This window comes from Bacteroidota bacterium (assembly GCA_016195025.1).
Taxonomy (GTDB): domain Bacteria; phylum Bacteroidota; class Bacteroidia; order Palsa-948; family Palsa-948; genus Palsa-948.
The window spans coordinates 22,129-48,452 of the sequence record JACQAL010000069.1; the positions used below are offsets into that span (position 1 = coordinate 22,129).

At 36.1% G+C, this 26,324-nt stretch carries 21 protein-coding genes and 1 tRNA gene; 15 read left to right on the forward strand and 7 right to left on the reverse strand.

Features of this window, described 5'->3' with window-relative positions; translation table 11 throughout:
- Positions 1-21: 21 nt before the first annotated feature.
- Positions 22-804 (reverse strand): biotin--[acetyl-CoA-carboxylase] ligase, encoded by a 783-nt coding sequence (locus HY063_13575; protein ID MBI3502816.1) that lies wholly within the window; start codon positions 802-804, stop codon positions 22-24.
- A gap of 74 nt (positions 805-878) precedes the next feature.
- Here HY063_13575 and rsfS point away from each other — a divergent pair, with 74 nt between their 5' ends.
- The 5 genes from rsfS (at position 879) to HY063_13600 (ending at position 5,355) form a co-directional block, all read left to right on the forward strand.
- Entirely contained in the window at positions 879-1,376 is a 498-nt protein-coding gene (rsfS, locus tag HY063_13580; GenBank protein ID MBI3502817.1) for a ribosome silencing factor, read from the forward strand.
- A 26-nt stretch (positions 1,377-1,402) separates the two neighbouring features.
- Positions 1,403-3,538 carry an ATP-dependent zinc metalloprotease FtsH gene (gene hflB, locus HY063_13585; GenBank protein MBI3502818.1) on the forward strand — a complete coding sequence of 712 codons (2,136 nt, stop codon included), beginning with the start codon at positions 1,403-1,405 and terminating at the stop codon, positions 3,536-3,538.
- Positions 3,538-4,176, forward strand: a complete 639-nt coding sequence (locus HY063_13590; protein MBI3502819.1) for an LUD domain-containing protein — start codon at positions 3,538-3,540, stop codon at positions 4,174-4,176. Before hflB ends, HY063_13590 begins: the two co-directional genes overlap by 1 nt.
- Positions 4,177-4,260: 84 nt before the next feature.
- Positions 4,261-4,479, forward strand: coding sequence for a DUF2007 domain-containing protein (locus HY063_13595; protein MBI3502820.1), 219 nt, complete (start codon positions 4,261-4,263; stop codon positions 4,477-4,479).
- Between the two features lie 36 nt (positions 4,480-4,515).
- Positions 4,516-5,355, forward strand: coding sequence for a phosphatidate cytidylyltransferase (locus HY063_13600; protein ID MBI3502821.1), 840 nt, complete (start codon positions 4,516-4,518; stop codon positions 5,353-5,355).
- On the opposite strand, the gene HY063_13605 is transcribed toward HY063_13600, so the two are convergent.
- From HY063_13605 to HY063_13615, 3 genes are all read right to left on the reverse strand, one after another.
- Complete coding sequence (locus tag HY063_13605; GenBank protein MBI3502822.1) at positions 5,342-6,610, reverse strand: hypothetical protein; 1,269 nt, start codon at positions 6,608-6,610, stop codon at positions 5,342-5,344. The two genes, HY063_13600 and HY063_13605, sit on opposite strands and share 14 nt — an antisense overlap.
- Positions 6,611-6,626: 16 nt before the next feature.
- A complete protein-coding gene (locus HY063_13610; GenBank protein ID MBI3502823.1) occupies positions 6,627-8,216 on the reverse strand; it encodes a hypothetical protein in 1,590 nt (529 codons plus the stop codon).
- Positions 8,217-8,290: 74 nt separating this feature from the next.
- On the reverse strand, positions 8,291-9,166 hold the full coding sequence (locus HY063_13615; GenBank protein ID MBI3502824.1) for a hypothetical protein: 876 nt from the start codon (positions 9,164-9,166) through the stop codon (positions 8,291-8,293).
- Positions 9,167-9,258: 92 nt separating this feature from the next.
- Between HY063_13615 and HY063_13620 the strand changes: the two genes are divergently transcribed.
- The 9 genes from HY063_13620 (at position 9,259) to HY063_13660 (ending at position 23,349) form a co-directional block, all read left to right on the forward strand.
- Entirely contained in the window at positions 9,259-10,791 is a 1,533-nt protein-coding gene (locus HY063_13620; GenBank protein ID MBI3502825.1) for a hypothetical protein, read from the forward strand.
- Positions 10,778-11,602: a methyltransferase domain-containing protein gene (locus tag HY063_13625; GenBank protein ID MBI3502826.1), complete on the forward strand. Its 825-nt coding sequence runs from the start codon at positions 10,778-10,780 to the stop codon at positions 11,600-11,602. The genes HY063_13620 and HY063_13625 overlap by 14 nt, the downstream gene beginning before the upstream one ends.
- A complete protein-coding gene (asnB, locus tag HY063_13630) occupies positions 11,602-13,461 on the forward strand; it encodes an asparagine synthase (glutamine-hydrolyzing) (protein ID MBI3502827.1) in 1,860 nt (619 codons plus the stop codon). The genes HY063_13625 and asnB overlap by 1 nt, the downstream gene beginning before the upstream one ends.
- Positions 13,458-14,792 (forward strand): hypothetical protein, encoded by a 1,335-nt coding sequence (locus HY063_13635; GenBank protein ID MBI3502828.1) that lies wholly within the window; start codon positions 13,458-13,460, stop codon positions 14,790-14,792. The genes asnB and HY063_13635 overlap by 4 nt, the downstream gene beginning before the upstream one ends.
- A gap of 379 nt (positions 14,793-15,171) precedes the next feature.
- Entirely contained in the window at positions 15,172-15,894 is a 723-nt protein-coding gene (locus tag HY063_13640) for a glycosyltransferase family 4 protein (GenBank protein ID MBI3502829.1), read from the forward strand.
- Between the two features lie 184 nt (positions 15,895-16,078).
- Positions 16,079-19,504 (forward strand): PKD domain-containing protein, encoded by a 3,426-nt coding sequence (locus HY063_13645; GenBank protein ID MBI3502830.1) that lies wholly within the window; start codon positions 16,079-16,081, stop codon positions 19,502-19,504.
- 35 nt (positions 19,505-19,539) lie between these two features.
- The gene (locus HY063_13650) at positions 19,540-20,643 is read left to right on the forward strand and encodes a glycosyltransferase family 4 protein (protein MBI3502831.1); all 1,104 of its coding nucleotides are present in this window, start codon (positions 19,540-19,542) and stop codon (positions 20,641-20,643) included.
- On the forward strand, positions 20,640-21,920 hold the full coding sequence (locus HY063_13655) for an O-antigen ligase family protein (GenBank protein MBI3502832.1): 1,281 nt from the start codon (positions 20,640-20,642) through the stop codon (positions 21,918-21,920). The genes HY063_13650 and HY063_13655 overlap by 4 nt, the downstream gene beginning before the upstream one ends.
- A 49-nt stretch (positions 21,921-21,969) precedes the next feature.
- Positions 21,970-23,349: an undecaprenyl-phosphate glucose phosphotransferase gene (locus HY063_13660; GenBank protein MBI3502833.1), complete on the forward strand. Its 1,380-nt coding sequence runs from the start codon at positions 21,970-21,972 to the stop codon at positions 23,347-23,349.
- A gap of 5 nt (positions 23,350-23,354) precedes the next feature.
- On the opposite strand, the gene HY063_13665 is transcribed toward HY063_13660, so the two are convergent.
- A complete protein-coding gene (locus HY063_13665) occupies positions 23,355-23,864 on the reverse strand; it encodes an AAA family ATPase (GenBank protein ID MBI3502834.1) in 510 nt (169 codons plus the stop codon).
- Positions 23,865-23,965: 101 nt separating this feature from the next.
- Here HY063_13665 and HY063_13670 point away from each other — a divergent pair.
- A tRNA-Lys gene (locus HY063_13670) sits at positions 23,966-24,038 on the forward strand.
- Here HY063_13670 and HY063_13675 read toward each other — a convergent pair.
- Positions 23,992-25,554, reverse strand: coding sequence for a recombinase family protein (locus HY063_13675; GenBank protein ID MBI3502835.1), 1,563 nt, complete (start codon positions 25,552-25,554; stop codon positions 23,992-23,994). The two genes, HY063_13670 and HY063_13675, sit on opposite strands and share 47 nt — an antisense overlap.
- Positions 25,502-25,795 (reverse strand): hypothetical protein, encoded by a 294-nt coding sequence (locus HY063_13680; GenBank protein MBI3502836.1) that lies wholly within the window; start codon positions 25,793-25,795, stop codon positions 25,502-25,504. Before HY063_13680 ends, HY063_13675 begins: the two co-directional genes overlap by 53 nt.
- Positions 25,796-26,324: the final 529 nt, after the last annotated feature.

Consider the following 26,324-nt stretch of genomic DNA (forward strand, 5'->3'; position numbering starts at 1 on the left):
GGCAATAGGCAGTTGGCAAAATCACAAAACAAATTCCACCTCCTTAAAATCACATTCCAAATTTTTATTCTCTGTTTCCAAAATTAGTTTTCCGATTTTAGATATGCCTGTGATTTTTGCCATAATGGTTTCTCCTTTATAATTATAATCCGCCCATTCATTCAAGCGGTAAAGATTTTTCAGGTAATCGGAATCAATCTCCCCTCTCCTATGGGAGAGGGGCTGGGGGTGAGGTCGAAGTTGTAAATATCTTTTCTCAACGCACGAATAAAGTTCTACCAAACAATTTTCTAAATCAAAATTTTTTCCTGAAATTAATTTCAGCGATGTAGGATTTGGAAGTTCAGCCAAAAATTTTCCCTGGTTCACATTGATTCCGATTCCAACTATAGAATGGCTCAAATAATTTCCGCTTACAGAGTTTTCAATTAATATGCCTGCAACTTTTTTGTTACCTATATAAATATCGTTGGGCCATTTTATCTTGAGATGGTTGATGGTTAATGGTTGATGGTTGATGGAAAAAATAAAATCCAAAACTCCCAATGAAATTGTTTTGCTTAAAATAAATTGTTCATCAGGCTTCAAAAAAGTTGGCTTCAGCAAAATGCTTAGCGTAAGATTTTTTCCTGCTTCGCTTTGCCAATTCGTTCCTCGCTGACCTCTGCCCTGCTCTTGTTCATCTGCAATAACTGCTGTTCCTTCGGGCAAATTCTTTTCAGCGGTTAAATCTGACAAATAACTGTTCGTGGAATGAATTTTTTCCAGCTTGATACAATTTTTTCCGATGAAAATCGTCTTCATAATAGAAGCCAGTATGGGACAAAGATGGCAAGTATTCTGGAAGAAAAAGATTATCTTTGCTATCCTTATAAAATATGATTGCAACACTGAAGAAAACCAATAAAAAACAAACGACTGCCTCAAGTTTAGTGCGCTATGCCGTAAAAGGCATTGAAGAAAAAAAAGGAAACGAAATCGTCTGCATTAATCTCAAAAAAATTCCAAACAATGCCTGCGATTATTTTTTAATCTGCGAAGGAAATTCGAGAACGCAGGTTCAGGCAATCGCGGGAAGCGTGGAAGAGTTCGTGGAAAAAAATACGGGCACTCGTCCCTGGCACGTGGAAGGAATGGAAAATGGGGAATGGGTGCTGCTCGATTACGTGGATGTGGCGGTGCACGTGTTTCAGCCCGAAGCGCGAAGCCACTACAACCTGGAAAATATGTGGGCGGATGCGGAGATAAAAAAAATAAATGGAGACGCTTCGACTTCGCTCAGGGTGACAAAAGCAAAAGTAAAAAAGAAAACTTCGAAGAAAAAAGTAAAAGCGAAAACGAAAACAATAAAGAAAAAAGTAAAACGCAAAAAGTAAATCAGTGTAATCACGAAAAGAAAATAATGGCTGAAGAACAAAATATAAAAGACGAAGCTGCAAAAACTCCCCGCAAGAAAGGAAGTAAAAAAGAACTTGACCCGAAGGAGCAGTTGAAAAAAATAAAGGACAAACTTCCCAAAGGCGGAGGCAATTTTAATTTTTACTGGATATATATTGTGATTCTCATTGGCCTTGCGCTGATGTGGTTTCCGAATTTTACGGACAACATGCAGAAAATTGAGTGGCCTGATTTTGTGGAGAATGTTTTGAAGCCAGGCGATGTTCGAAAGATTGTAATCGTGAATGACCAGTCAGCAGAAATTTATGTAAAACCCGACCGCCTTAAAAATCCAAAATATGACAAAGTGCGCGAACGTCCGTTCACCAAAGAAATAAATCCCGGTCCGCACTTCGTAATGAAAGTGGAAAAAGAATCTTTCACACGCCAGTTGGATGAAATTCAAAAAGATTTAGACCCAAAAGATCGTGTTCTCCCCAGTAGTGAAAACCGTACTGGAATTTCGGAATACATGGGCTGGATAATTCCCATTTTGCTCATCACAGTAGTTTGGTTTATGCTCATGCGCAGAATGACAGGCGGTGGAGGAAGCGGTGGTCCCGGAGGAATTTTCAATATAGGAAAATCGCGCGCGGCACTTTATGATAAGGATACGCAAGTGAATGTTACGTTCAACGATGTTGCCGGATTGGAAGAAGCAAAAGTTGAAATAAAAGAGATAGTAGATTTTCTCAAGCAGCCGAAAAAATATACCGAACTCGGAGCGAAAATTCCGAAAGGCGCATTGCTCGTTGGTCCTCCGGGCACAGGAAAAACTTTGATTGCAAAAGCAGTGGCAGGCGAAGCGAAAGTTCCTTTCTTCTCGCTATCCGGTTCTGATTTTGTGGAGATGTTTGTGGGCGTGGGCGCTTCGCGTGTGCGCGATTTGTTCCGGCAGGCGAAAGAAAAAGCGCCTTGCATTGTTTTCATAGATGAAATTGACGGCATCGGGCGCGCGCGCGGAAGAGGAATGATTCAGGGTGCAAACGATGAACGCGAAAGCACGCTCAACCAATTGCTCACCGAGATGGATGGCTTCGGAACAAACAGCGGTGTGATTCTTCTTGCGGCAACTAATCGCGCAGATATTTTAGACAGAGCGCTTCTTCGTCCCGGACGTTTCGACAGGCAAATTTATGTTGACCTGCCCGATTTGCACGAGCGCGAAGCAATTTTCAAAGTTCACATTAAGCCAATCAAACTCGGCAACGATGTGCAACTGGATTTTTTGGCGCGACAAACTCCCGGATTTTCCGGAGCCGATATTGCAAACATCTGCAACGAAGCCGCGCTGATTGCCGCCAGGAAAAATAAAAAAGAAGTCAACCGCCAGGATTTTCTGGATGCAGTTGACCGCGTGATTGGCGGACTTGAAAAGAAAAATAAAATTGTTTCAACAGAAGAGAAAAAAGTAATTGCTTTTCACGAAGCAGGGCATGCTTCTGTAAGTTGGCTGCTCGAACACGCACATCCGTTGGTGAAGGTTACTATTGTGCCTCGCGGAAAATCGCTTGGAGCCGCATGGTATCTTCCCGAAGAAAGACAAATCACTACCAAGGAACAAATCCTCGATGAACTTTGCGCTGCGCTGGGCGGAAGAGCGGCTGAGGAAGTTGTGTTCGGAAGAATTTCTACCGGAGCGCTGAGCGATTTGGAAAAAGTTACCAAGCAATCCTACGCCATGGTGATGTATTTCGGACTGAATGAAAAAATCGGCAACATCAGTTTTTATGATTCAACCGGAGCGTATGAATCTTCTTTTCAGAAACCCTTCAGCGAAAAAACTGCCGAGCGGATTGATATACAGGTAAGCGAAATAGTTGAAAGCGCCTACAAGCGCGCGAAAGAAATTTTATCTGCGCATAAAGAAGGTTTGACAAAACTTGCCACGCAGTTGCTGGAGAAAGAAGTTATTTTCAAAGAAGACCTTGAAACAATTTTCGGCAAACGCCCGTGGCAAACCGCAGAGGAAAAACAGGAAATAAAAAAATCAGCAAACCCGATTGAGAACGGGCGCAGCGCAGAAATAAAAGTTGAAACCAATTCGAACGGAAGTGAAACAAAAACTTCCGAGAGCAAAGAAGAAAAAAATTCTGCTTGATGTACGAAGAAAGCACCACCCGCGAAAAAATTCTCAAGAAAGTCAGGAAGGCGCTGATAGAAAAATCCGCCAAAAGTTCCAATGTAGATTTCGAAAAAGATATTTTTTCAAAAGCCGAAGAGCCGCTTGAAATTCTTTTTGCACAGCAGTTCACCAAACTCAACGGAAAATTTTGTTATTGCGAAAATGAAAATGAACTCTGCGCTCAACTTTCTGATTTGATTTCAGAAAATAAATGGACAGGCGTTTTCTGCTATGAGAAACAAGCAAAAGAAATTCTGAAGAAAGCAAAAATTTCTTTTTCAGAAAATGAAAAGGATGTGAAGCACACAAACGCTGGAGTTACTTTTTGCGAATCGCTTTCCGCGCGCACAGGAAGCATTCTCATTTCTTCGAAGCAAACTGCAGGAAGAAAGCTGGCGGCATTTTCGAATTATCATATTGTCATTGCGTATACTCACCAGTTAGTTTACACTATTAAAGAATCGCTGAACGCGATTAAAAAGAAGTACGGAAATAATTTTCCTTCCATGTTTGTAAATATTGCCGGACCTTCCCGCACAGCCGATATTGAAAAAACTCTTGTGCAAGGCGCACACGGACCAAAAGAGATTTATGTTTTTTTAGTGGATGAATAGCAGCAGCCGTCATTCATTGTCATTCGCTTCGCTGTCATTCAATAGTCATACATTTGTAGATTCGCTGCAATTAGTTATCCGAACATGGATTGGGTTTGCATTTATACCTCCTCGAAACCGCAGAATGCTGAAATGATAAAAGCATTGCTTACCCATAATGAAATTAACAGCGTGGTGGTGAGCAAGCAGGATTCTTTTTACAAGTTTGGCGAGTACGAAGTGTATGTGAACCGCGATGATGTGGTGAAAGCAAAGTTCTGCCTCTCCCAAACCAGCTCTGAAGGTGAGGGCTCAAATTCATAATTCGTTACATTCGTAAAAGATTCGTAATTGGTAATCATGAATAATTTCTGGACAAGAACTATTACAGGTGCCGTGTTTGTGGCGGTAATGATTGGCTGCATCTGGTGGAATTACTGGTCGCTTGCCGGTTTATTTTTTCTAATCATTTTTTTAGGATTGTGGGAATTTTATTCGCTGGCAGAAGTAAAAAATATTCATCCGCCAAAAATTCTTGGCATCCTTCTCGGAATTTCAGTCATGCTTTTTTTTGTTTCACTGGGAAAATTGCGCGATGAATATATTTCATGGTCATCAATTGCTGCGCTGGGGATTTTCTTTTTGCTTTTTGCAGTTGAATTATTCCGCCAGTCCGAAAATCCTTTTGCAAATATTTCTTTCGCAGTGTGCGGAATATTTTATATTGTTCTTCCCTTCGGATTGCTGATACTTATTTCTTCGTCAGGCGGAATATTTTCTTCATGGGAATTCAAACCGCATCCCGTTCTCGGGTATTTTTTTCTCCTCTGGGCGAACGATACGTTTGCTTACCTCGTTGGCAGAGCCATCGGAAAAAGAAAATTGTTTGAGAGGATCTCTCCGAAGAAAACATGGGAAGGAACCATTGGCGGAATTCTCTGTACGCAGGGAATTGCATATTTACTTTCCACATGGTTCACCGAATTTTATTTGATGGATTGGATGATTATCGGATTTATGGTTTCCGTTTTTGGAACGCTGGGAGATTTGGTGGAAAGCATGTTCAAGCGGAGTTTAGGCGTGAAAGATTCCGGAAACATTTTGCCCGGGCACGGAGGAATTCTCGACAGGTTTGACGGAGTGTTTCTCTCTGCGCCTTTTGTGGTAACTTATATTGAGATGTTCACTAAAACTTCCTGACAAGTTTTGCATACGCGCCCATTCCATAGGAGGTTTGCGCAATTCCCGAAAAAAGATAATTATCGGCAAGATGAACGGAATATTTTTTACCTAAGTCGAAATAAGTTTCCAACCCTGCATGAAATTTTCCAAAGCCGCCATAGCCCGTAATGTAAGCGACATGAAAATTTTGTTTTCGTCCGAAATTGAAATGAAACTTTAAATAGAAATACGGATACGCGGAAGTGTTGAAATAATATTTGAATCCTTTTTCCACCGCAAAAGTTTTTCCGTAAGAAGTTTTTGTGTGAATGTCGAGCGTGGCGGGAATATATCTTGAATAAAATCCCCTCTGAATTTTTGCATTGCGGTTCATGAGATGATTGGTGTTGGAAGATGAAAACGCGTTGCTGTCCAGATGCACAAGGTCTTTCACCGTTAAGCCGCTGAAATAATAAAATGAATCCACCGCGTAATGAAGCGAGTTGTTGTTCCATCGGATGAAACCCAAATCGTTTACCGCAAAAGTTATTCGTCCGGGCTTTCGCATGAAGGTGTAAGGAAGTTCATAGAAAAAATCGGTGGACAAACCCATACCGTTCTGGGAAAAAAATTTTGTCTTTGCCGTGTCGCTCTGGTAAACATCCATTCGCAGCGGAAGGGTGAGGTAAGTGCCGTCATCGGCAGTGAAAAGCCCCTGCGTGTTTCCGTCAATAAATAAATTCTGGTCACCGCTCAAAAGGGAAAAAGCAAAACCATACGAGCCGTGCGCTGCATCGCCATCCCATTTCCAGCCGAAACGAAACTGCTGATAGTGTAAAGAATTTACGCGGGAGTTCCAGAGTTTGGCAGTATCGCCTTCAAATATTTTGTTGCCGTAAAAAATCACATCGAACAAGTCCCTGGAGAAACTTGCACTGAGATATTTCCTGTCGAAAAAAGAAAATGAAAATGCCGGCTTATTTTTTCCTTCGAGAGAATGAAAAGTGTACGTGAATCCGGTTTTCATTTCGCCACCGAGGCGGTTTTCAAAACTTAAATTATCGGAAACCTGGCTCTTGATTTCATTGGTGAGAAATTTCCCGGTGTAATATGACTTGATAAATTCATTCGTAATGGCATTGGAGTTGACATAGCCATCGAAAATAAATTCGAGCGACTGTTCGGATTTTTTTACCACAGGAATCGAATCCTGAGAAAAACAATTGGCAGTCGGCAGTTGGCAGTTGGCGAAAAGAAAAATTAAAAAAATGTTACTTCGTATTTTTCGTGCCATTTCGGTTTTCGATGATTTATTTTTTCCCGAATGTATAATTAAAATCGCCCACTAATTTCACGTTCATGGCATAGAAGGAATAAATTTTTACATAGTTGGGTTGTCCGCTGGTGTTAAATTTTATTTTCAAATACATTTTTTTTGTGGACTGCAGCAGCGCCATTTTGTTTTCGTCAACAGGAATGGTAAGTTTGGTTTTCTTTTTGCCGATGCAGATGTAATTTGCATCGAGCGAAGGAGCAAGAATAACATTTGGCGCGCTGATGAGCGAATCAACAATTTGCATTTTATCATTCAGCAAATATAACTGCGCTTCTGCGGAAAAAGGAAAACCATTGTCGGCATAGAGATAAAGATTTCCATGATTCACATTGCCTGCTTCTTTTCCCAGATTAAAATTCACCGTGTCTGCCATCGTAAGATTATTGGCAATGAGCGAAAGCGGAATGGTCATGTTCATTTCCGTTTTGATTAACTTATTGCGGTAAATAAAATCATTGCTGCCCGAATTATTTCCGAGCGGATTAATTTCCAACTGCATTTTATAACTGAGTTCATCGGGCATGTTGTTTACAAACGGAAGTATGTTTGAATTGGAAGGCGTGATGGCGTATGTATAGTTCGAGGCGGTAACCGTTCCGTTATTGTCGAGTGCGCGGGTAACATTAATGGGCGAGTTGATGATAGAATGCTGAAGCGCCACAGTGGTTTTTGTGCGCGAGTTCACCGAAGAAAGATTATTAATGGTGAGCCGCGCATCTACGCCCACATTGTTTTCAATGTTGAAGTCAATATCAATGTCCTGAAGTTTGAGCGTTCCATCAATAATGTGTTTGAATAAAGAAAAACTTGTGCTGTCAGTAATTGTTGTAACCGAACTTCCGAAATATCCTTTGGCGTATTCGGGCACCATGCCTATGAAACCGCTTGATACTTTTATGTTATCGCCTGGGAAAATCGTGTCCTTCCCCGCATCACTGCAATTCACTTTCACGCTGGTTTCCGTAACCATGGAATTGTATTTTGTTCCGCTCTGCCCGCGCAGGTCAAAGTTGTAGCCACTCAAATCAAAAACGGAAGTAATCTTTCCCGGAGTTGTTCCGGATTTTGCCGGAACAGTTATCACTTTATCGAAAGCAATTCCGCTTTTATCCTTCGCTTTCGGAATCAGGTATTCCACATCCAGCATTTTCCGTGTTTTATTCTCCAGCGCTATTTGCAGTTTGCCCGAATGAATAATTAATTCAGAAAGTTGAACCGAGCCGGCATCAAAATAATTGTCATTGGGGTTGGGCGGAATAATTTGCGTGCAGGGATACACCACCAAAATGGTGGGAGAAAAATAAACCGTATCTACCGTAGTGTCAGGAATGGTAACGGTGCTGTACGAATAAAGTTTTGTGTTGTAAACCAACTCAAGCGAGTTATCGGGCTTGGTGTGCAGCAGCGTCTCGGGAATAATATTATCAATGGTGAGCGAAGAGTTGATGAGCGGCAGCACAAAATCAGCATCCCACGAAGGCGTGCCTTTGCGGCAGGACGAAAAAACAAGTAACAGGTAAGAGGTAAGAAGTAAGAAATAAAACTTTTTTCTATGCAGAAACATGACTGAAAATTTTAGCAGCCCAAAGGTAGAACAAATAGCGAGAAAGAAAAACTTTATAGATTCCAGAAAAAAATTTATACCTTATTTTTTCTTAGGAGGATAAAACCATAGCCGAGAATAATTCCCGCCAGCCCGCCAATGAGCAGCGACCACGAAACTTTGGGGCTGTAAGGTTTATGGCGCACTTCAAAATCGCGGATTATGCGAATGGCTTTTTCTCCGCGAAGCAGCAGGTTGTTGTTCTCTAATTCTTCCTTATATAAGGTAAGCACCTCGCGGTAAGAACTGAGCGGGTCAAGCGGCTGCCCGAAAACAAAACCGGCAGGAGTTCCGCGCGGAACAAGATGATTGGCGATAACTTTTTTCAGCGTGTCAAGTTCCACCAACTGCCGTTCAATTTTTGAATTCACCGAAGCAAGTGTTTGCTGGCGAATGTTTTTTTCAAACATGGCAGCAGGATTTTTTTCAAAGTAATTCAGAAGAACGGGCTTCAGCGAATCAAACAGTTTAAAATCTTTTACAAAAACTTCTATTCTGAAAGGCAGTCCGAGAACAACCGTGTCTTTATTCTTGTAACGCTCCGCCAACTTCTCATCAAAATTACTAAAACGGATTTTTACAATTTTATCTGCTGCCTCCGCGCTGATGCCGAGCCGCTGCGCAAGCACTATGGGCATATCATCGTCCACGTATTCTTCCAAATCATTTACCATCTGCGCGCACATATCATTGGGAAGATAGTTTGAACTGAGAATAATATCAGCAGCATACACGGGCTTTTTCAGTTTGAAGAAAGCAAAGCCGCCAGCCATTCCTATCAAAAGAAAAATAAACAGCATCAGAAGATTTCTGAAAGAAAAAAGGAAAAAACCGGATATGGATTTTTTCAGGAAAGAAAAAAAAATCTTTGCCGCTGTGAAAAGATTTATTTCGTCAGATGATTGGCTCACAGAGGGCAAACTTACTATTTTTTATTCAAGTTACTTTAATAGTAAATTTGTTTCGCAAATTCTACGGGTTTTTCTTCAGGATTATTTTTAATATGCTAAGAACGGAATCATACAGGAAAGGAATTATTTATTCTTCAATAGGTAATTTTATTTCCAAATTTTTATTTTTCTTACAGGGAATTATGGTTGCTTATTATTTTGGAGCTCAATCAAAAACCGATGTATATTTCTATTCTATTTCGTTCATCACTCTAATTGCCTATTTTATAAATACACTTGATTCTTCTGTGCTTATTCCCGAATCCATGCGCCTTTCGGAACAAAAGGGGAAAAATGAGTCAATGAAATTCCTGAATTTATTTTTTTATTTCTATCTTTTATTAGGAACATTGTTAAGTGTAGTTTTTTTTCTTGAGCCGGTAAAAATATTTTTACTTCTGTCAAAATTTGATTTAACTGTTTTAACACAAAACAACCAAATGCTTCTTTTTTCCATACCGCTTCTCACGTTAATTATTCTTACCGGATTTTTAGGAAACATCATGGCGTCTTATAAATATTTTACTGTGCCCACAATAGTTTCCTCTGTAAATAATATTTTTGCAATACTTTTTCTACTTTTGTTTCACAATTTATTTAACGTAACAAGTTTATACATCGGCCTGTTGATTTCCTACTCTCTCAATCTCTTTTTGCTGATTTACCTGATGAGAAAAAAACTTCAATGGAGTTTTTCTTTTAAGCTCCAAAAACTTGAGAAAAGAATTATTAATAATATTTTCTTTGCGCAAGGTGGAAATGCTTTGTCTTTGTTGTCAAGCATACTTCCCATTTATGCTTTGAGCGGATTTGGTGCTGGAGTTATTGCTTCAGTAAACTTTGGACAAAAAACTGCAGAAGCGCCCAACCAGGGAACGGTTCAATTTTCATCAGTACTTGGAATAAAATTTAATGAACTTTATGCAAAGCACGACTACGATTCTTTAAATAAAATATTTCTTTCCTCTGTTAAATTTCTTTTGTTCGTTTGCACGCCCTTCAGCGCAATTATGTTTTTATTCAGCGATGAAATTATTTCGCTTCTTTTTCGTCATGGCGCTTTCAGCGCAGAATCTGCGGAATTGTCGTCAAAAGTCTTTAAACTGTTTGGATTTTTATTGCCATTATACGGAGTTAATACTGTGGTTGCCCGATTATTTATGGCAGGGCAAAAATTAAAAGAGGCATTTTACAACCAACTCCTGCTAAATTTACTTATCATCATCCTAACAATTATTGGAATAAAATATTTTGGAGTGGCCGGTTTTCCGTTTGCATTTCTTGCAGTGTATACATTCAGTATTCTTTCTTATTACGCGTGGATGAATTTTGTTTTTCCTTTCATTAGATACATAGAAATATTTGCTTATATAGTAGAACTTATTGTTCTAAATGGGTTAATCGGGTGGTTTATTTATTGGCTAAAAAATTTATTTTTTATTTCTTCTTTATTAAATTTAATTAGTGGCGTAAGTATATATTTTATATTGCTGCTTTTGATAAATTATTTTTTAAAAGTAAATGATGATATTGCAAAATACACTATAAAATTTTTAAGAAAAAAAATCAGACATGAGAGCAAGTGAAGAGATTCAACAAGGAAAAAGGTTTTCATTTGGAAAAAACTGGTCAGAATTTTTACAAATAGTTAATGAGGAACGAGTAAATGAGTCCTTATCATCGCTTCAAAAATTATTAATGCTTGAAAATTTAAAAGATAAAACATTTTTAGATGTTGGCTCTGGTAATGGATTATTTAGTTTAGCTGCTAAAAAACTTGGTTCTTCTTTTATCCATTCATTTGATTATGATGAATTATCTGTTCAATGTACATTGGAAATGAAAAAAAAAAAATTTCCTGAAGATTTAAATTGGAAAATAGAATTAGGTTCTGTACTAGATACTAATTATTTAAAAACAATTCCACAGTTTGATATTGTTTACTCTTGGGGTGTATTGCATCATACTGGAAATATGAAATTGTCATTTGAAAATATTTTAAGCAAAGTAAAGAAAGGCGGTCTTCTTTGCATTGCAATTTATAATGACCAAGGAATTATTTCCCGGTTTTGGAAACTTATAAAGCGAACTTACTGTTCAGGATTCTTGGGAAGAACATTTGTGCTTTCAGTATTTATCCCCTATTACACTATAAAATTTTCCGTTATTGGTTTATTAAAATATGGAAATCCTATAAAATATTTTAATGTCTATAAAAAAAACAGGGGGATGTCTGTATATCATGATTGGATTGACTGGCTTGGAGGATTACCTTTTGAAGTTGCAAAGCCAGAAACACTAAAAAAATATTTTGAAGAAAAAGGATTCATCACAACAAATATGATTATAACAAAAGGTTTGGGATGCAATCAGTTTGTATTTAAACGAGTATTATAATGTGCGGCATTGCAGGTATATTTCATTTCGATGAAAGCAGAAATGCAGACAAGTCATTACTTAAACGCATGTCTGATTCCATTGCGCATCGAGGACCTGATGGAGAAAATTATTATTGCTCGCAAAATATTGGTCTTGCACACAGACGTCTTTCCATTATTGATTTATCTACCGGAGACCAACCTATGTTCAACAATGAGAAAAGCATTACAATAATTTTTAACGGGGAAATTTACAACTACATTGAACTTCGAGATGAATTAAAAAAGTTAAGTCATAAGTTCAAAACAAATTCAGATACTGAAGTAATTATTCGCGCATACGAGCAGTGGGGATTTGACTGCCAGAATAAACTAAATGGCATGTGGGCTTTTTCGCTTTGGGATAATAAAAAGAAACAACTTTTTTTATCACGTGACCGTTTGGGAGAAAAACCTCTTTACTATTCAACTTTCGATAATTCATTCATTTTTGGTTCTGAAATAAAATCACTTTTAATGTATGGATGTCCTGCAACTCCTAATCTTGAGTTGACAGAACTTTATTTAAGTCTTGGTTACATTCCGGCACCATATACTTTTTATAAAAATATTTTTAAGTTACAAGCCGGACATTACCTTGTTGTTTCAAATAATTCTATTACAGAAAAAAAATACTGGGATATGCCTATGATTGACGAGCGCAAAATGATTTCGGATAAAAAAAATGTTTATGAAACCTATTCAACTCTCCTCAATGATTCTGTGCAAATAAGGATGCGAAGCGATGTTCCTTATGGCGCTTTTCTCAGCGGAGGGCTTGACTCTGCAAGCGTAGTTGCGCTTATGAGTAAATTGACAAGTTCGCCTGTCCGCACATTTACAATTGGTTTCAAGGAAAAATCTTTTGACGAAAGAAATCTTGCAAAGGAAGTTGCTGAAAAATTTAAAACCAATCATGAAGAGTTTGCTGTTGAGCCCGAAGTGTTCGATGATGAGTTAAAAAAAATCATCAGCCGGTTTGATGAACCCTTTGGAGATTCTTCCGCAATTCCTACAGGATACGTTTCAAAAATTGCAGCACAAAAAGTTAAAATGGTCTTGACAGGCGATGGTGGCGATGAAGTATTATCCGGGTACGAATCAAACAGAGTAGAGAAATTTGCAGAGCAATATCAACATTTGCCACACATCATACGAAGAGCCATGCCCGGTGCAGTTTCTGTGCTGAGCAATTTTTTTTCCGGAAACATCCGGTATAAGTTGAATCGCATTTCAAAGGCACTATCATTTTCAAATAAAACTTTTGATGAACGCCTTATGGCAAAATCATGGTGCAAACCTGAATTGGCAGAAAAATTAATTCAGCATTCTGAAAAACAGATTAAGCTTTCTGATTTTATTCACAATCTTTTTGAAAAATATCCTGTAAAAAATCCTTTCTATCAATTAATGTATTTTCAGTTTAAAGTTTTGCTGCCCGATGATTTTCTTACGAAAGTTGACCGCATGAGCATGGCTTACTCTCTTGAAACACGTGTTCCTTTTTTAGATTATCGCTTGATTGAATTTATGATGCATGTTCACCGCGATGTAAAAATGAACGGCTATGAAAGAAAAAGTGTTTTAAGAAATACAATCGGAAAGCAACTCCCCTCTTCTCTTCTTCGCGCACCCAAGCGAGGATTCAGTATTCCTCTCCGTGAATGGTTCAAGGATAAAGCATTTGAACAAAAACTTCAGTCGCTTTATAATTCCGATTTTGGATTATCTTCTTCTCTTATAAAAGAATTAGTTTCCCAAAATGCAAGCGGTAAAGAAGATTTAGGAAATTTGTTGTGGATGCTTTTTATTTATAAGAAATGGATTGAAAAATCATGAAACTGAAATTTTCTTTCCTTCACATTGGAATTTATTTATTAATTCTTTCGCTCTTTCAGGGTAGTTTCATTATTCAATATTCTGCTTTGTTTATTTTCATTCTGATTTTTCTTTTTACGCAACAACCTGTAATTAAAAAAAATATTTTTCTTTTTATTCCTGTCCTGCTTATTTTAGTTGCTTTTATTTCTTATATCTATAATTACATTAATGAAAGTGCCGATGGTTATACGTTTTTATTCTGGATTTTTTCATATCTGCCGCCAATCATATTAATGTGGATCATTATTTCATGCGCAGAGAGAATAGATTTTTTCAATGCGTATAAATTTTATAAATGGTTGGTTTATTTTCAATCTTTCTTACTGATTATTTCTGCAATTCAAAATCATAAATTTATTGTAGGCGACCCGGCCAAAGGCACAGTGGGTGACGCTAATTGGGTTGCCTTTCATATTTGTGTTGTACTTTTGTATGAAATAGTCCGGATAATTATTTTATCAAAACAAGGAAAAATTTCTTTCACTAAAAATTTTTCTTCGTTTGCAGAAATATTATATTTTCTTGTTGTGTTGCTTATTCCTGAATCAACTGCAAATCTTGGATTCATGATAATAATAATCGGATTTATTTTTTTCAATGAATATCTTTTACGTTATGTAAATTTTTTCAGAATAGTCCTTTTTATTTTAATTTCTATTTGCATAATTTTTTTTGTTTCCAAAACGTATGTATATGAACGGCTGGAAGATGCTGTTGTTAAACTTCAAAAAACCGAGATAGAAAAAAATCCATATTTATCAAAAGTCAAGATTTATAAAAATCTTTTTAGCGGTGAACTTTACAGTCAAACAAATTGGCTGCTCGGTTCAGGACCGGCTACTTTCACCAGTCGTAGTTCCGTTATGCGCATGCCCGATGAACGAGTAAATGAATTTCCCATTGAACTTCCCTATTTCAAAAGCGAACTTTTTAAAAAATATATTTCCCCCATTTATGCCAATTGGAGAAAAACAAGAGAGCAATATGGAAATTTTGCTTCGCCACAAACAACAATAATTTCTGTATCGGTTGAACTTGGCCTGGCTGGAATTTTTATTTTCATTCTGCTTTTTTATTTTATTTACAGAAATAATAAAATCAAACATTATAGTAATGAATTTTTAAACTTGAAGAAATTTGTTCTTTACGTTACATTATTCTATTTTACAAATTTGTTTTATTTGAATTTCTGGGAATATCCTATTATTACTTTCACATATATCGTTTTTATATTTTCAATTTTGTACAATGAAAATCTTTCAACCACAAGAATAGTTTATGAGCATTGAGAGGCCAATTCTGATTCTTATTCAATCCACCGACTCCCCTATTCAGGAACATCTTAGTAAAGGAATTTGGTCCCGGCAGGAATTTACTTTAAAGCAATATGCAAAAAAGTTTTTAGTTTACTATTACACCTGCGATTCAAAAAATTTTCAATCAATAATGCCTGAAGGTGTGCTTCATAAAAAGCGGGAAATAACTTCTTCCGTATTTGGCATTCGGCATATTTTATATTATTTTTTTTTACTACTCAGTTCTTTCAAGTGGAGAAAACATAATTGTGTAGTGAGAATTATTGGTGTGAATGTTCCCGTAATTCCCTTATTAAAATGCATTTCAAAAAAATATTTTATAATCAGCTACCAGTTTGACTGGACATACGGAATGAAAAAAGATTATAAGGGAATAAAGCCACTCGTTTCTGCCTTTGTACAAAGATGGGTAATTAATTCTGCCGACCATCTTATTTGCACCACTCAATGGCTGGCAGACATTGCAAAAACGAGATACGGGAAAAAAAATATTACTATAATTCCAAATTATGTCAATACAGAAATTTTCAAACCCTCTGCTGAAAAGAAAAAACAAATTGTATTTGCCGGAAGATTGCACTGGTCAAAAGGGATAGATATTTTAATTAATGCCTTTAAAAGGTTTTCTAAAATAAAAGATGATTACAAACTATTGATTCTTGGAATTGGTGAAGAAGAAAAAAGATTAAAACAGTCAACAATAAGCAATAAAAATATTTTTTTTACCGGTGCTCTTTCTAATAATAAAGTGGCAAAAATTTTCAGCGAATCTGAGATTTTTGTTTTACCCACAATAAATATGGAAGGCCATCCTAAAGCTCTTGTGGAAGCAATGGCTTCCAGATGCAAGTGCATTGCATCAAATGTTCCCGGGAATAACCATGTATTAAAAGAAAGCAACTCAGAATATTTTCTTTTCGAAACCAAAAACCCAATCGATTTATGTAATAAACTTATCTTTGCTACTCAAAATCATTTTTCTCACCAATACGATTATGCCTTAAAAATGTACTCTGCCTATACGTGTTTTGATAAAGAGTTTCAAATTCTTAGCGAAAAGAGGATAACATTCTGAAACCTTTTTCCAAAAACTGCGTAAGGATAGCGCAAGTGCAGATTCTGGATCCCTTATGAAAAACATTTCCCATTTTTTACTTTTTTTATTGTTTTTTTGCATTTGTATTCAAAATTCTGCCCAGGAAATTATTCGTGATACAAATATTCAGCTTATCACACCTTCTGCAAATTTTTCATTTAACATGAATGGTTTTCTTGATGGAGAAAATACTCTGACAAGAAATCCTTATACGAAAGTTTTTGAGCCGATGCTTCAAATAAAAATGACAAACAATGGAAATAAAAAAATATATACTCCAAGATTAGTGTTCAATAACCGCAAAAGATGGTTTACTATTGACGATATGCGCAATGAATGTTTTGCTGGAGCAGTTACAGAAAAAGATAAAGCCCTTTCTCTCTGGAAATTTTTCAGGGATAACCGAGTACATGACTTAGGTCCTGACATGACTGACAATATCAGTGATCCTGTAAAGCTTTTGGGAGTATATGGATACGGGTTATGTTACAACACAAATTATTCAATGTGTTTTCTTGCTCAAACTTATAGTGCCTTCCCCTATAAAGGTTATGCGCCTCAGGGGTTGCACTATGTTTCGGAATTAAACTTTGGAAGCCGCTATGAGTATATTGATAGCGATATAGAAACCTTTTACCTGAAAAATGATAATACTACTCTTGCCAACTCAAAAGAAATTTTTAGTGATAGAACTCTTATTCGCAGAACCAAGCATTATGGAATAGAAAATAATTTTAAACCAGACATAAATAATTACGTGGCTAGTTTATATTATAAAAACGATTCGGCTTATTATTTTGGTTATATGGCGGAAAATTCCTATCACAAATTAGATTTTAATTTACGCCCGGGAGAATCAATACTCTATGACTGGACAATGCCTTTGCAAATACACAACGATAATTTTATTTCCAATACTCAAAAAATTATTTACAATTCTCCTTATTCACTTTCCTCTCATCAAGATGCAATCAGCACTTTATTGCTGAATAATAATCCTCAAACAAACAGTGCGAAAAATTCTGTTGCAGCTAATGGAGAATTTTATTTCAAAACAAATTTTTATAATGCACCTCTTTCTGAGTTGGTAGATTATTATTCTAATCTTAGTGTCGATTCCTCTAACGAAGGAGGAATTTACTTAGAAACTGTTTCAACGCCAGGAATCATAGTAATAAAGGTAACTTCTCCTTTTGTAATTGTCAATGGAGAAATTGCCGGAAAATTTGAACGCTACAATAGCAATGACAGTATTAATATTTTTTTCTCAAAAGATTCTTCACTTTGGAAAGAAGTAACACATGTTAATCTGACAGGAAAATTTAACCAAACTTTTAATTTATCTTCCTTTATTGATGGAAGTAATTCCAATGCACTTTACAACTATTATCTCAAATTTTTACTTTCCTCGCAAGATTCCATTCAATCTCTTCGAATAGATTCGCTTGAAATTCGTTCACAGTTTCAGGTTAGCAAATTTTTCCTTCCTCAGTTAAAACTTGGTTCAAATCAAATAGAATATTCAGATACTAATTCAAATGGCAGAGATTTGAATATTGAAATTCGCTGGAAAGAATCCACTTTAAACACTCCGCCAGATCAGATTAATTCACCATTATTTCCGCAAGATACTTCTTCTGTTAATAATTTGAAATTTACTTTTTCCTGGACTAAACCTTCTGACCAGGATGGAGATGCAATTGTAAATTATGAATTTCAGTTGAGCGACCGTTCAGATATGAAATTTCCCTTGTCCCCAACTTTTGAAACATATATTAGTGAAACGGATAGTATCAATGTTAATCCTTCTTTCAATATTCCCCAATTCGGTTTGCTGAACGATGGTACAAAATATTACTGGAGAGTTCGGGCAAAAGACAATCGCGGAGCGTGGGGGAATTGGAGTCCGGTTTGGTCTTTTGTTCCTCATGGTGTGATGCCTCCTTTAAATGTTGCATCAACTATAACGAAGGACAGCATATTAATTTCCTGGCAGCCAAACACAGGAGAAAATCCTGCCTATTACGAAATTCATGGAAGCAATGAATGGCTTGGTTTTTCTCCGGATAGTTCTACCTTAATTGGAAAAACTTTTTCAACTTTTTACTCATTGCCCTTGAATGCCGACAATAAATTATTCTATCGCATAATTGCTGTTTCGCAAACTGACGAACAAAGCTCTCCTTCAGATGTTTTGGAATTGCCTTATCCACATTCGCAAATAAAAATTGATTCTGTCTTTCCGGAAAAATTGTATTTGCTTACTAATACTCCTGTTTCATTAAATTATTTTAGAGTTAATCCTTCAACATATTCAATCGTAAATCATCAAGATGATTTTATAACCACAATTCTTTATGCCCCTTGGTGGATTTCATCTTCTGGAAATAGTGCTTCGGGTTTTGCAGATTCATCTATTTCATTTGGCATATTGGCAGATTCCTCAAAGGGAAAAATTTCAGAGAAGTTTATTTCAACAACAACTAATCAATCACAAACAATTATCTTTTATTTGCCTTCAGCATATAAAAATTCCTCGCCCAACATTAGCAACATTACTCCTATGGCAATTGCCGGAATGCCTTTCAAAGATTCTATTTTAATTTCAGATTTAGATTTGCCTTATGGAGATTCGCTGATTTCTATTTCGATTTCTAATACGCCCGCATGGATGCAAACAAATATTTCGGACAATAAAATTCTTTTATCCGGAGCACCAGCTTTTTCCGATACCGGAAATTCAATGATTGTAATTTCTGCAATGGATAGATTCCATAGTCAGGAAATAAAAAATGATTCTTTCTCAGTCCTAATTCCTCTTAAAGTTTCTTTTGCTCACAGCAATGGAAAATGCACTTCACAAGTTTCATTTTTCGACTCTTCAATACTTCATGCACCGGACGACACCATTGTTTCTTGGAATTGGAATTTTGGCGATGGAAAAACAAGTTTCATACAGAATCCAATTCATACGTATGACCCTTCGGGAAATTATCTTACTACTTTGAATGTTACAACCAATTACGGTTTCAATAATGCTTTTCAAAATCCTGTTCAGGTTTCTTCTCCTCCTTCTACATATTTCACAACTCAAATGAACTGTTCCGCTGATTGGGTTTGCTTTTTCGACAACTCAACAAGTAACGGAGGAAATATAATTTCATGGCTTTGGAACTTTGGAGACGGTGACACAAGCAATCAACAAAATCCTTCTCATCTTTATGCATCTTCGGGCACTTATTCAATTGTGCTCACTGTAAGTTCTGATTCGGACTGCGCGAGCAATTTTGCCGATACTATAAATGTTTTCTTATCTGTTACTTCTGCCCCATCATTGACTCATACTAATGACTTTGAAATTTCCCCAAATCCAGTTAGCAACTATTTCACTCTAAAACTGTATGATGAAATGGCTTCGGGAATTCTTCGGATTTATAATTCGGTTGGCCAACTGGTATATTTTGAACAGATTCATGATGGAGAATTGAAAAAAGAAATTCATATTGAAAATTCTTCTCAGGGAATTTATCATTTGTACATTCGTACAGCAGAAAAGCAGTGGGAAACAAAATTTCAAAAACTTAAATAACTGCATTCTGATTTTTTCTTTTAATAATTTTTTCCGTGAATAAAAAGATAAGGTTAGTTGTTATCGGACCCAGAGGTTTTCCCAATGTGCAAGGAGGAATAGAAAGTTTTTCGGAAAAATTATATCCTCATCTCATTGAAAAAGGATACTGCATTCAGGTTTTTTCTATTAAACGCTATGCCAGCCATAAAGAATGGAATGGAATAAAGTTTATTCATATTCCTACTCCATCATCTAAAATTTTTGAAAGGCCGCTATATAATTTTTTATCCACTATTTATTGCATTTTCAAACGCCCGGATTTAATTCATATTCACAGTATCGCTTCAGGAACTTTTATTTTCTTTTTGAAATTATTCGGACTAAAAATTATTGCAAGGTATAATTCGCAAGATTATTTACATGAAAAATGGAATGTATTTGGAAAAATAATATTAAAAAATTCTGAGCACCAATTTTTATTGACAGATTATATTATTACTAACAATAAAACATACCTTAAACATCTGCAAGCCAAAGGAAGAAAAAATAACATAACGCTTATTCCAAACGGAGTTGAAAAAAATAGCAGAGAAAAATATAATGGATTGCTTCAAGAATATTTTCCTAATATCAAAGAAAAATTTATTCTGTTTGCCGGAAGAATTACTCCCGAAAAAAATATTGAAACATTAATTAATTCTTTTTTTCTTTTAAATCCTAAAGAAACAAGCTTAATAATTGCAGGTGGCGCTGCACATAATGATAATTACTTTGTAGAATTAAAAAATAAATATTCAGATAAAAGAATTCTTTTTACCGGCAAACTTTATCGTGAAAAATTAAATTGTCTTTTTGCAAACTGTTCTTTGTTTGTTATTCCGTCCTTTTCAGAGGGAACTCCCAATGTACTTCTTGAAGCTTTGAGTTTTAACTGCAAAATACTTGCAAGTAAAATTCCAGCTCATCTTGATTTTTCTTTTCAGGAAGAAACGTATTTTAATCCAAATGATGTTAGCGAACTTTCTCAAAGAATAAATAACAAACTGCTAAATGATAATTTAGAAAATTATGAAGGGCTGCTTCAGAAACACCACTGGCTAAATATTGTTGAGCAAATACATCATATCAATCAGAAAGTTCTTAATATAGAATCATGATTGAAGCATTCAGAAAAAATAAAGACAAATTTTTTTTTTACTGCCTTGCTTTAAGCATTGTCTCTCTCCCTTTTTCACTAAAGCTGAATAGTATTTCCATTATTATACTTTTTATATATTGGATTCTTAAAGATGGTTTAAAAGAAAAACTTGGCAACATTACCAGCCCGCTCTTTTATCTTTTCATCAGCTTATATTTTTTTCATGTAATTGGCATGCTCTGGACTTCAAACATTGAACATGGAAAATTTGAATTAGAAAAAAAATTGAGTTTGCTGATTTTCCCAATTATCATCGGAACTTCAAAAAAAATTTCCTTTGATGAAATAAAAAAAATATTAAACTATTTTGCTTGCTCCTGTACAATTGTTTCACTCATATGCCTTGCCTATGCATTTTACCGAGCAATGTCATCTGGAAATTTTTATGAAATAAATCCTGTGAGCAACTATGCTACGCATTATTTTTTTTATGAAGGCCTGTCGGAAATCTTTATTCATCCGATTTATTTTTCGGCTTTCATTTCTTTTTCGGCATTTGTAGTTTTAAAAAATATTCTGAAACTCCATGATTATTTTTCTAGAAAAAATATTTTACATTTTATCTGGCTGGCATATTTAATTGTTTTTCTTTTTCTTCTCTCTTCGCGAACAATGACCATTTCCTTTTTTTTAATTTCTGCATTCTATATTTTATATTTTTTTTTAAAAAACAAAAAAATATTTTTAGGCATTTCTATCACATCAGTTATGATTGCGATTTTTATCTCCTCCATTATTTTTATCCCAACAATTCACGAACGCTTTTCGGAAATATTTACTTCTTCCTATTCTTTTAATAATAATCCCGAAACAAATAAAAATCTTTCGGGAAAACTTGATGATATTCAAATGCGTTTTGCGAAATGGTTTTTTACAATTAAAACAGGAAAAAAAACATGGATTTTGGGAACTGGAACAGGAGATGATGAAGATGAATTAATGAAAACATATCTTGAAAATAATTTTATGGAAGGTTATGTTCCGCAGTATAATTCACATAATCAATTTCTGCAAACATGGCTTGGCTTAGGCGTAATCGGATTAGGAATTTTATTACTTAATTTACTTGCATCTTTTTATTTATCGCTCAAAAGAAAAAATATTATATACTTCTTTTTTATTTTTTTAATTACTGCATTCTGTTTTACTGAATCAATACTTTGCCGCCAGCATGGAGTAGTATTTTATTCATTTTTTAATTCACTGTTTGCTTTCCATTTTTTTAAAGACAAATAATAGCGCAAATATTTTTCTTTCAACAAAAATCTGATATTTGTATTTCATTATGCCCGGATTGTATTCCAGATTTATTAAGCCGATTCATTTTATAGGTGATGTTCTGGTCATCAATCTTTCATTCTTATTCTCCTATTACTTTACGTTCGGAAGGTTTGAAAATTTTTTCGGGCAACATTATCTTGGATTAATTTTGTTCTACAACATTGCATGGGTTGGAACAGTTTATTTTCTTGATGTATATAATTTGTACCGTGTAACAGGATTTCTGAGCATCGCGTTAAATCTTTTCCGACATATATTTTTTTATTTTATACTTATTATTGCATTCAACGGGCTTGCAACCATTCTATCTTATTCACGCCATCAGATTCTTGTATCATTTGCGTTTATTACTGCAGGAATAAGCGTGTGGAGATTTTCTACGTACATTCTTCTTCGGCTTTACCGCAAGAGCGGCTACAATTACCGCAAAGTGGTGATTGCCGGTTTCAATGATACTGCGCACGACCTGCATGATTTTTTTGTTTCGCACCCTGAGCATGGATATAAATTCATGGGAATGTTTGACGATGAGGTGAATCATCTGCGCGTAAAAGGAAACCTGAAAGAGATGGAAAAATTTACTGTGGAAAATGAAGTGGATGAAATTTATTGCATACTCCCGCGCTTGTCTTCAGAACAAGTTTATGCTATCACTGAATTTGCCGACAATAATTTTATGCGCGTGAAAATGATTCCCGGACTGATGGAATTTCCTTACCGGAAATTCAAACTCGACTTGTATGATTTTCTTCCGGTAATTTCTGTCCGGAATATTCCGCTTGATGATGGCTTCAATAAATTTTTCAAGCGCACATTTGATATTATTTTTTCTTTTCTCGTTTGCACGGTGTTGCTCTCGTGGCTTCTTCCAATTCTTGCAATCGTGATTAAACTCGATTCAAAAGGTCCAATCTTTTTCAAACAAAAAAGAACCGGCCTGAACAACCGCGAGTTCTGGTGCCTGAAACTTCGCTCAATGCATGTGAATGAAGATGCGCATAGCATGCAGGCATCTTCAGATGACCCGCGAATAACAAGTGCGGGAAAATTGCTGCGTAAATTTAATCTCGATGAACTTCCGCAGTTCATCAATGTTTTTATTGGAGATATGTCAATAGTTGGACCGCGCCCGCACATGCTGAAACATACGGAAGAATATTCGCAACTCATAGAAAAATATATGCTGAGGCATTTTATCAAGCCGGGAATTACCGGGCTTTCACAGGCGGTGGGCTTGCGCGGAGAAACTAAAGAAACGAATTTGATGAAGCGAAGAATTAAAACGGATTTATATTATATAGAGAACTGGTCATTTTTCCTTGACATTCGCATAATCTTTCTGACTATTCTGAATATTTTTCGTGGTGACAAAAAAGCCGTATAAAAAAATTACGCAACTATTTTTTTTATTTCATCTGCAAGTTCATCTGAATTTTTATTTTTTGCTTCGACTGTATATTTTGCCTGCTTATAAAAGGGAAGACGTTTTTCTAAATTTGCTTCAATGAAAAATTTCAAATCCACTTCATTCATTCCCTCGATGAGCGGACGTTTTTTTCTTGCTTTAATCAATCGCTGCACAAGCGCATCGACTGTCATTTCGATGTAAATGGAAATTCCGTTTCTGTTTATCAGTTCAATAGTATTATTGAAACAAGGAGTTCCTCCTCCAAGAGAGGTAACTGCATTCTCTTTTTTGAAAATTTCTTTTAGGTATTCATGCTCCATAGAACGGAATTTTTCTTCTCCGTCTTTTTCAAAAATTTCGGAAATGGTTTTGCCCGTTTGGTTTTCAATGTAATTGTCAAAATCAATAAAGTCGAGGTTTAATTTACAGGAAAGTTTTTTACCAACCGTACTCTTGCCGCTGCCCATGTATCCTATGAGAAAAATTTTCATGTCGAACAGCAAAATTAGTTTTTCCCTAATTCCAAAATGCTTATATCTTTGCGCCCCTCGAAATATAGTTGCGTAATTTCGTTTTTTGAAAGATAAATTTTGATCCCGTAGCTCAGCCGGTAGAGCATTACACTTTTAATGTAGGGGTCCTGGGTTCAAATCCCAGCGGGATCACCTTATGGGATTGAGGCGAAAAACACGCCTCAGTCCCATTTTTATTTACACACAACTCTTTGATTTGTGGGCAGATGTGCTCCAATGCTTCGTTCATTTTTTCCGTTCGACATTTCATTTCTGAAAAATACAACTTTTCAGGAAACAACGAACCGACAAGGGCTTGTTTGGTGGTTACATCCCCTAACTTCCAATAATCAGTCAGGTGTTGAAAGGTGTTTAAGCCAAACTCAATGTTAACTTCATAATCAGAATCAACGACAGGAAGTTGCATATATTCCCTTTCCATTCGTTCAATTTCCGGTTCGGTTTTAATTTTTATTTCTCGGTACTCATCCATTTTCATTTCTCCATCAAGCATCAACACTTGTGCATTGTTTAAGCGGGTGCGGAGTTTTTCAATTTCAACTTTAATTCTTTTTGACCTTAACGATTTGTCCAATTGGTTCTCTTTGAAAATTTGCTCCACCGCCACCTGCAAATAATCCACTGATACTTCATTGAATTTTATTTGCTCCAACCATCCTAAAAAAACCATATTTGCTTCGGGCGCTTTTATTCTTTCAGGGCAACCCGGTTTGCAGTGATAATAAAAGTGTTTAATTCCGCTTCCACCGGTTGATGCGCTTCCGCTAAGTTTCTTTCCGCACTTGCTGCAAAATAAAAAACCCCGAAGGGGCAATTCCTCTCTTCGGGTGTTTTTTGTCGGGACATTTCGTTTTCTTCCGTCCAGAAAATCCTGAACCCGATAAAAAGTGTTTTCTGAAATGAGCGGTTCGTGAATTCCTTTCACGGTTTTTTCTCCTTCATCTTTATAGGGAGGAATGTAAATCAATCCGCAGTAAATAGGATTGCGAAGCATATTCCAAAAATTATTTATGCTGCATTTGAATCCCTTTTCTTTCGCCATCCGAAAAATATCAACCACAGTGTGACACCCTTTTTCAATTTCCTCAAAACACCATTTCACAATTTTTGCATCATCGCTCGGCACAATCACTTTTCTGTTTTCTGCGTTCGTGATATTTTTATATCCTTTGGGAGCCATTGCCATACATCTTCCTTCTTTCATTGCCCTGCGCATTCCAACTATTACATTTAACGCTCTGCGGTCATTCTCCACTTCAGGAGCGGCAAGGTAAAATGCCAGCATAATTTTATTTTCAGGAATGTTTAAGTCAAGTGGTTGTTCAATCGCTTGCGGTTCCACTCCAAGACGATTCAACTGATTAATCATTCCATACGCATCGCCAGCATTGCGGGAGAACCTGTCCCATTTAGTAAAGATTAGTAAATCAACCATTCCTTTTTTCTTTTTCAGGGTTGCGAGAAGTTTGGTGAACTCGGGGCGGTCAAAAGTTTTTGCCGAATGGTCTTCCCTGAAGATTGCAATCACTTTAATGTTTTGCAGTGCGCAATAGTTTGTGAGTCGTTCCTGCTGATGAGCCAAACTGTATCCTTTGTCAGCTTGCTCGTCTGTGCTCACTCTGATGTAGAGGTATGCATTCTTTCTCATTTTGATTTTGGTTTTTAGTTAGTGATTTGTTTTTGATGTATTGTTCGGTAATGAATAAATATTGAATCGTTGCCATCGTGTAAATGAAATCACGGATGATAATAATTTGTTCATCGGTGTAGTTGTTCCCATTCCTGTTGAGAATTTTTTTGCTTTGCTCCAATGATAATTTTTCTCCAACTGTGATTTTTCCATCTTCAGTTTCGGCAAGAATTTCTCTGGTGTCTTTTATTGCTTTCACAACTCTGATTTTTCGCTCTCATTCCCTGCCAAATTTTGCGGGAACATAAGGTTCTTATTTGGATGAACAATCGCTCTTTCAGAGGTATTTTTCCCTATGAAAATTATCTAAAATGATTTGGAAATCTGAAAGAAAAGTTGCATACAGAAAGGGTGGTAAATTTTTTTGATTCTCCCTCTGAAAACCATTCATTCCAAAATCACGGAGCAAAAATAGAGATAGGAAAAATGATGGGTTGGACTTAATCTGAGTTCGTTTGCGTTGACCGAAAACATTCTGACTTAGTATTAAACATTCCGACTAAATTTCAGTTAATCGTAAAATGTATTTTTAGCAAGAATGGAATCGGGAAGATTACGGGATGACTTCGGGGCGATTACGGGGCGACTGTCTTTCCCTAAAATAGCTATACAGTTTATAAAATAGAAACTGTATGGAAAATCAAAAAAAAATAACAAGTGCCACAAGTAGAATTTTTTCCACCATTAAGCCGGAATACATCATGCGGCAAGCAGTCAATGAAATGGAA

Bases quoted from the DNA above. Each gene is read 5' to 3' on its own strand.
- HY063_13635 (MBI3502828.1), top strand. From the start codon at position 13,458: ATGAAACTGAAATTTTCTTTCCTTCACATTGGAATTTATTTATTAATT.
- HY063_13610 (MBI3502823.1), bottom strand. From the start codon at position 8,216: ATGTTTCTGCATAGAAAAAAGTTTTATTTCTTACTTCTTACCTCTTAC.
- HY063_13625 (MBI3502826.1), top strand. From the start codon at position 10,778: ATGAGAGCAAGTGAAGAGATTCAACAAGGAAAAAGGTTTTCATTTGGA.
- asnB (MBI3502827.1), top strand. From the start codon at position 11,602: ATGTGCGGCATTGCAGGTATATTTCATTTCGATGAAAGCAGAAATGCA.
- HY063_13665 (MBI3502834.1), bottom strand. From the start codon at position 23,864: ATGAAAATTTTTCTCATAGGATACATGGGCAGCGGCAAGAGTACGGTT.
- HY063_13600 (MBI3502821.1), top strand. From the start codon at position 4,516: ATGAATAATTTCTGGACAAGAACTATTACAGGTGCCGTGTTTGTGGCG.
- HY063_13620 (MBI3502825.1), top strand. From the start codon at position 9,259: ATGCTAAGAACGGAATCATACAGGAAAGGAATTATTTATTCTTCAATA.
- HY063_13660 (MBI3502833.1), top strand. From the start codon at position 21,970: ATGCCCGGATTGTATTCCAGATTTATTAAGCCGATTCATTTTATAGGT.
- HY063_13590 (MBI3502819.1), top strand. From the start codon at position 3,538: ATGTACGAAGAAAGCACCACCCGCGAAAAAATTCTCAAGAAAGTCAGG.
- HY063_13595 (MBI3502820.1), top strand. From the start codon at position 4,261: ATGGATTGGGTTTGCATTTATACCTCCTCGAAACCGCAGAATGCTGAA.
- rsfS (MBI3502817.1), top strand. From the start codon at position 879: ATGATTGCAACACTGAAGAAAACCAATAAAAAACAAACGACTGCCTCA.
- HY063_13575 (MBI3502816.1), bottom strand. From the start codon at position 804: ATGAAGACGATTTTCATCGGAAAAAATTGTATCAAGCTGGAAAAAATT.
- HY063_13675 (MBI3502835.1), bottom strand. From the start codon at position 25,554: ATGAGAAAGAATGCATACCTCTACATCAGAGTGAGCACAGACGAGCAA.
- HY063_13645 (MBI3502830.1), top strand. From the start codon at position 16,079: ATGAATGGTTTTCTTGATGGAGAAAATACTCTGACAAGAAATCCTTAT.
- HY063_13640 (MBI3502829.1), top strand. From the start codon at position 15,172: ATGAAAAAAGATTATAAGGGAATAAAGCCACTCGTTTCTGCCTTTGTA.
- HY063_13655 (MBI3502832.1), top strand. From the start codon at position 20,640: ATGATTGAAGCATTCAGAAAAAATAAAGACAAATTTTTTTTTTACTGC.
- HY063_13605 (MBI3502822.1), bottom strand. From the start codon at position 6,610: ATGGCACGAAAAATACGAAGTAACATTTTTTTAATTTTTCTTTTCGCC.
- hflB (MBI3502818.1), top strand. From the start codon at position 1,403: ATGGCTGAAGAACAAAATATAAAAGACGAAGCTGCAAAAACTCCCCGC.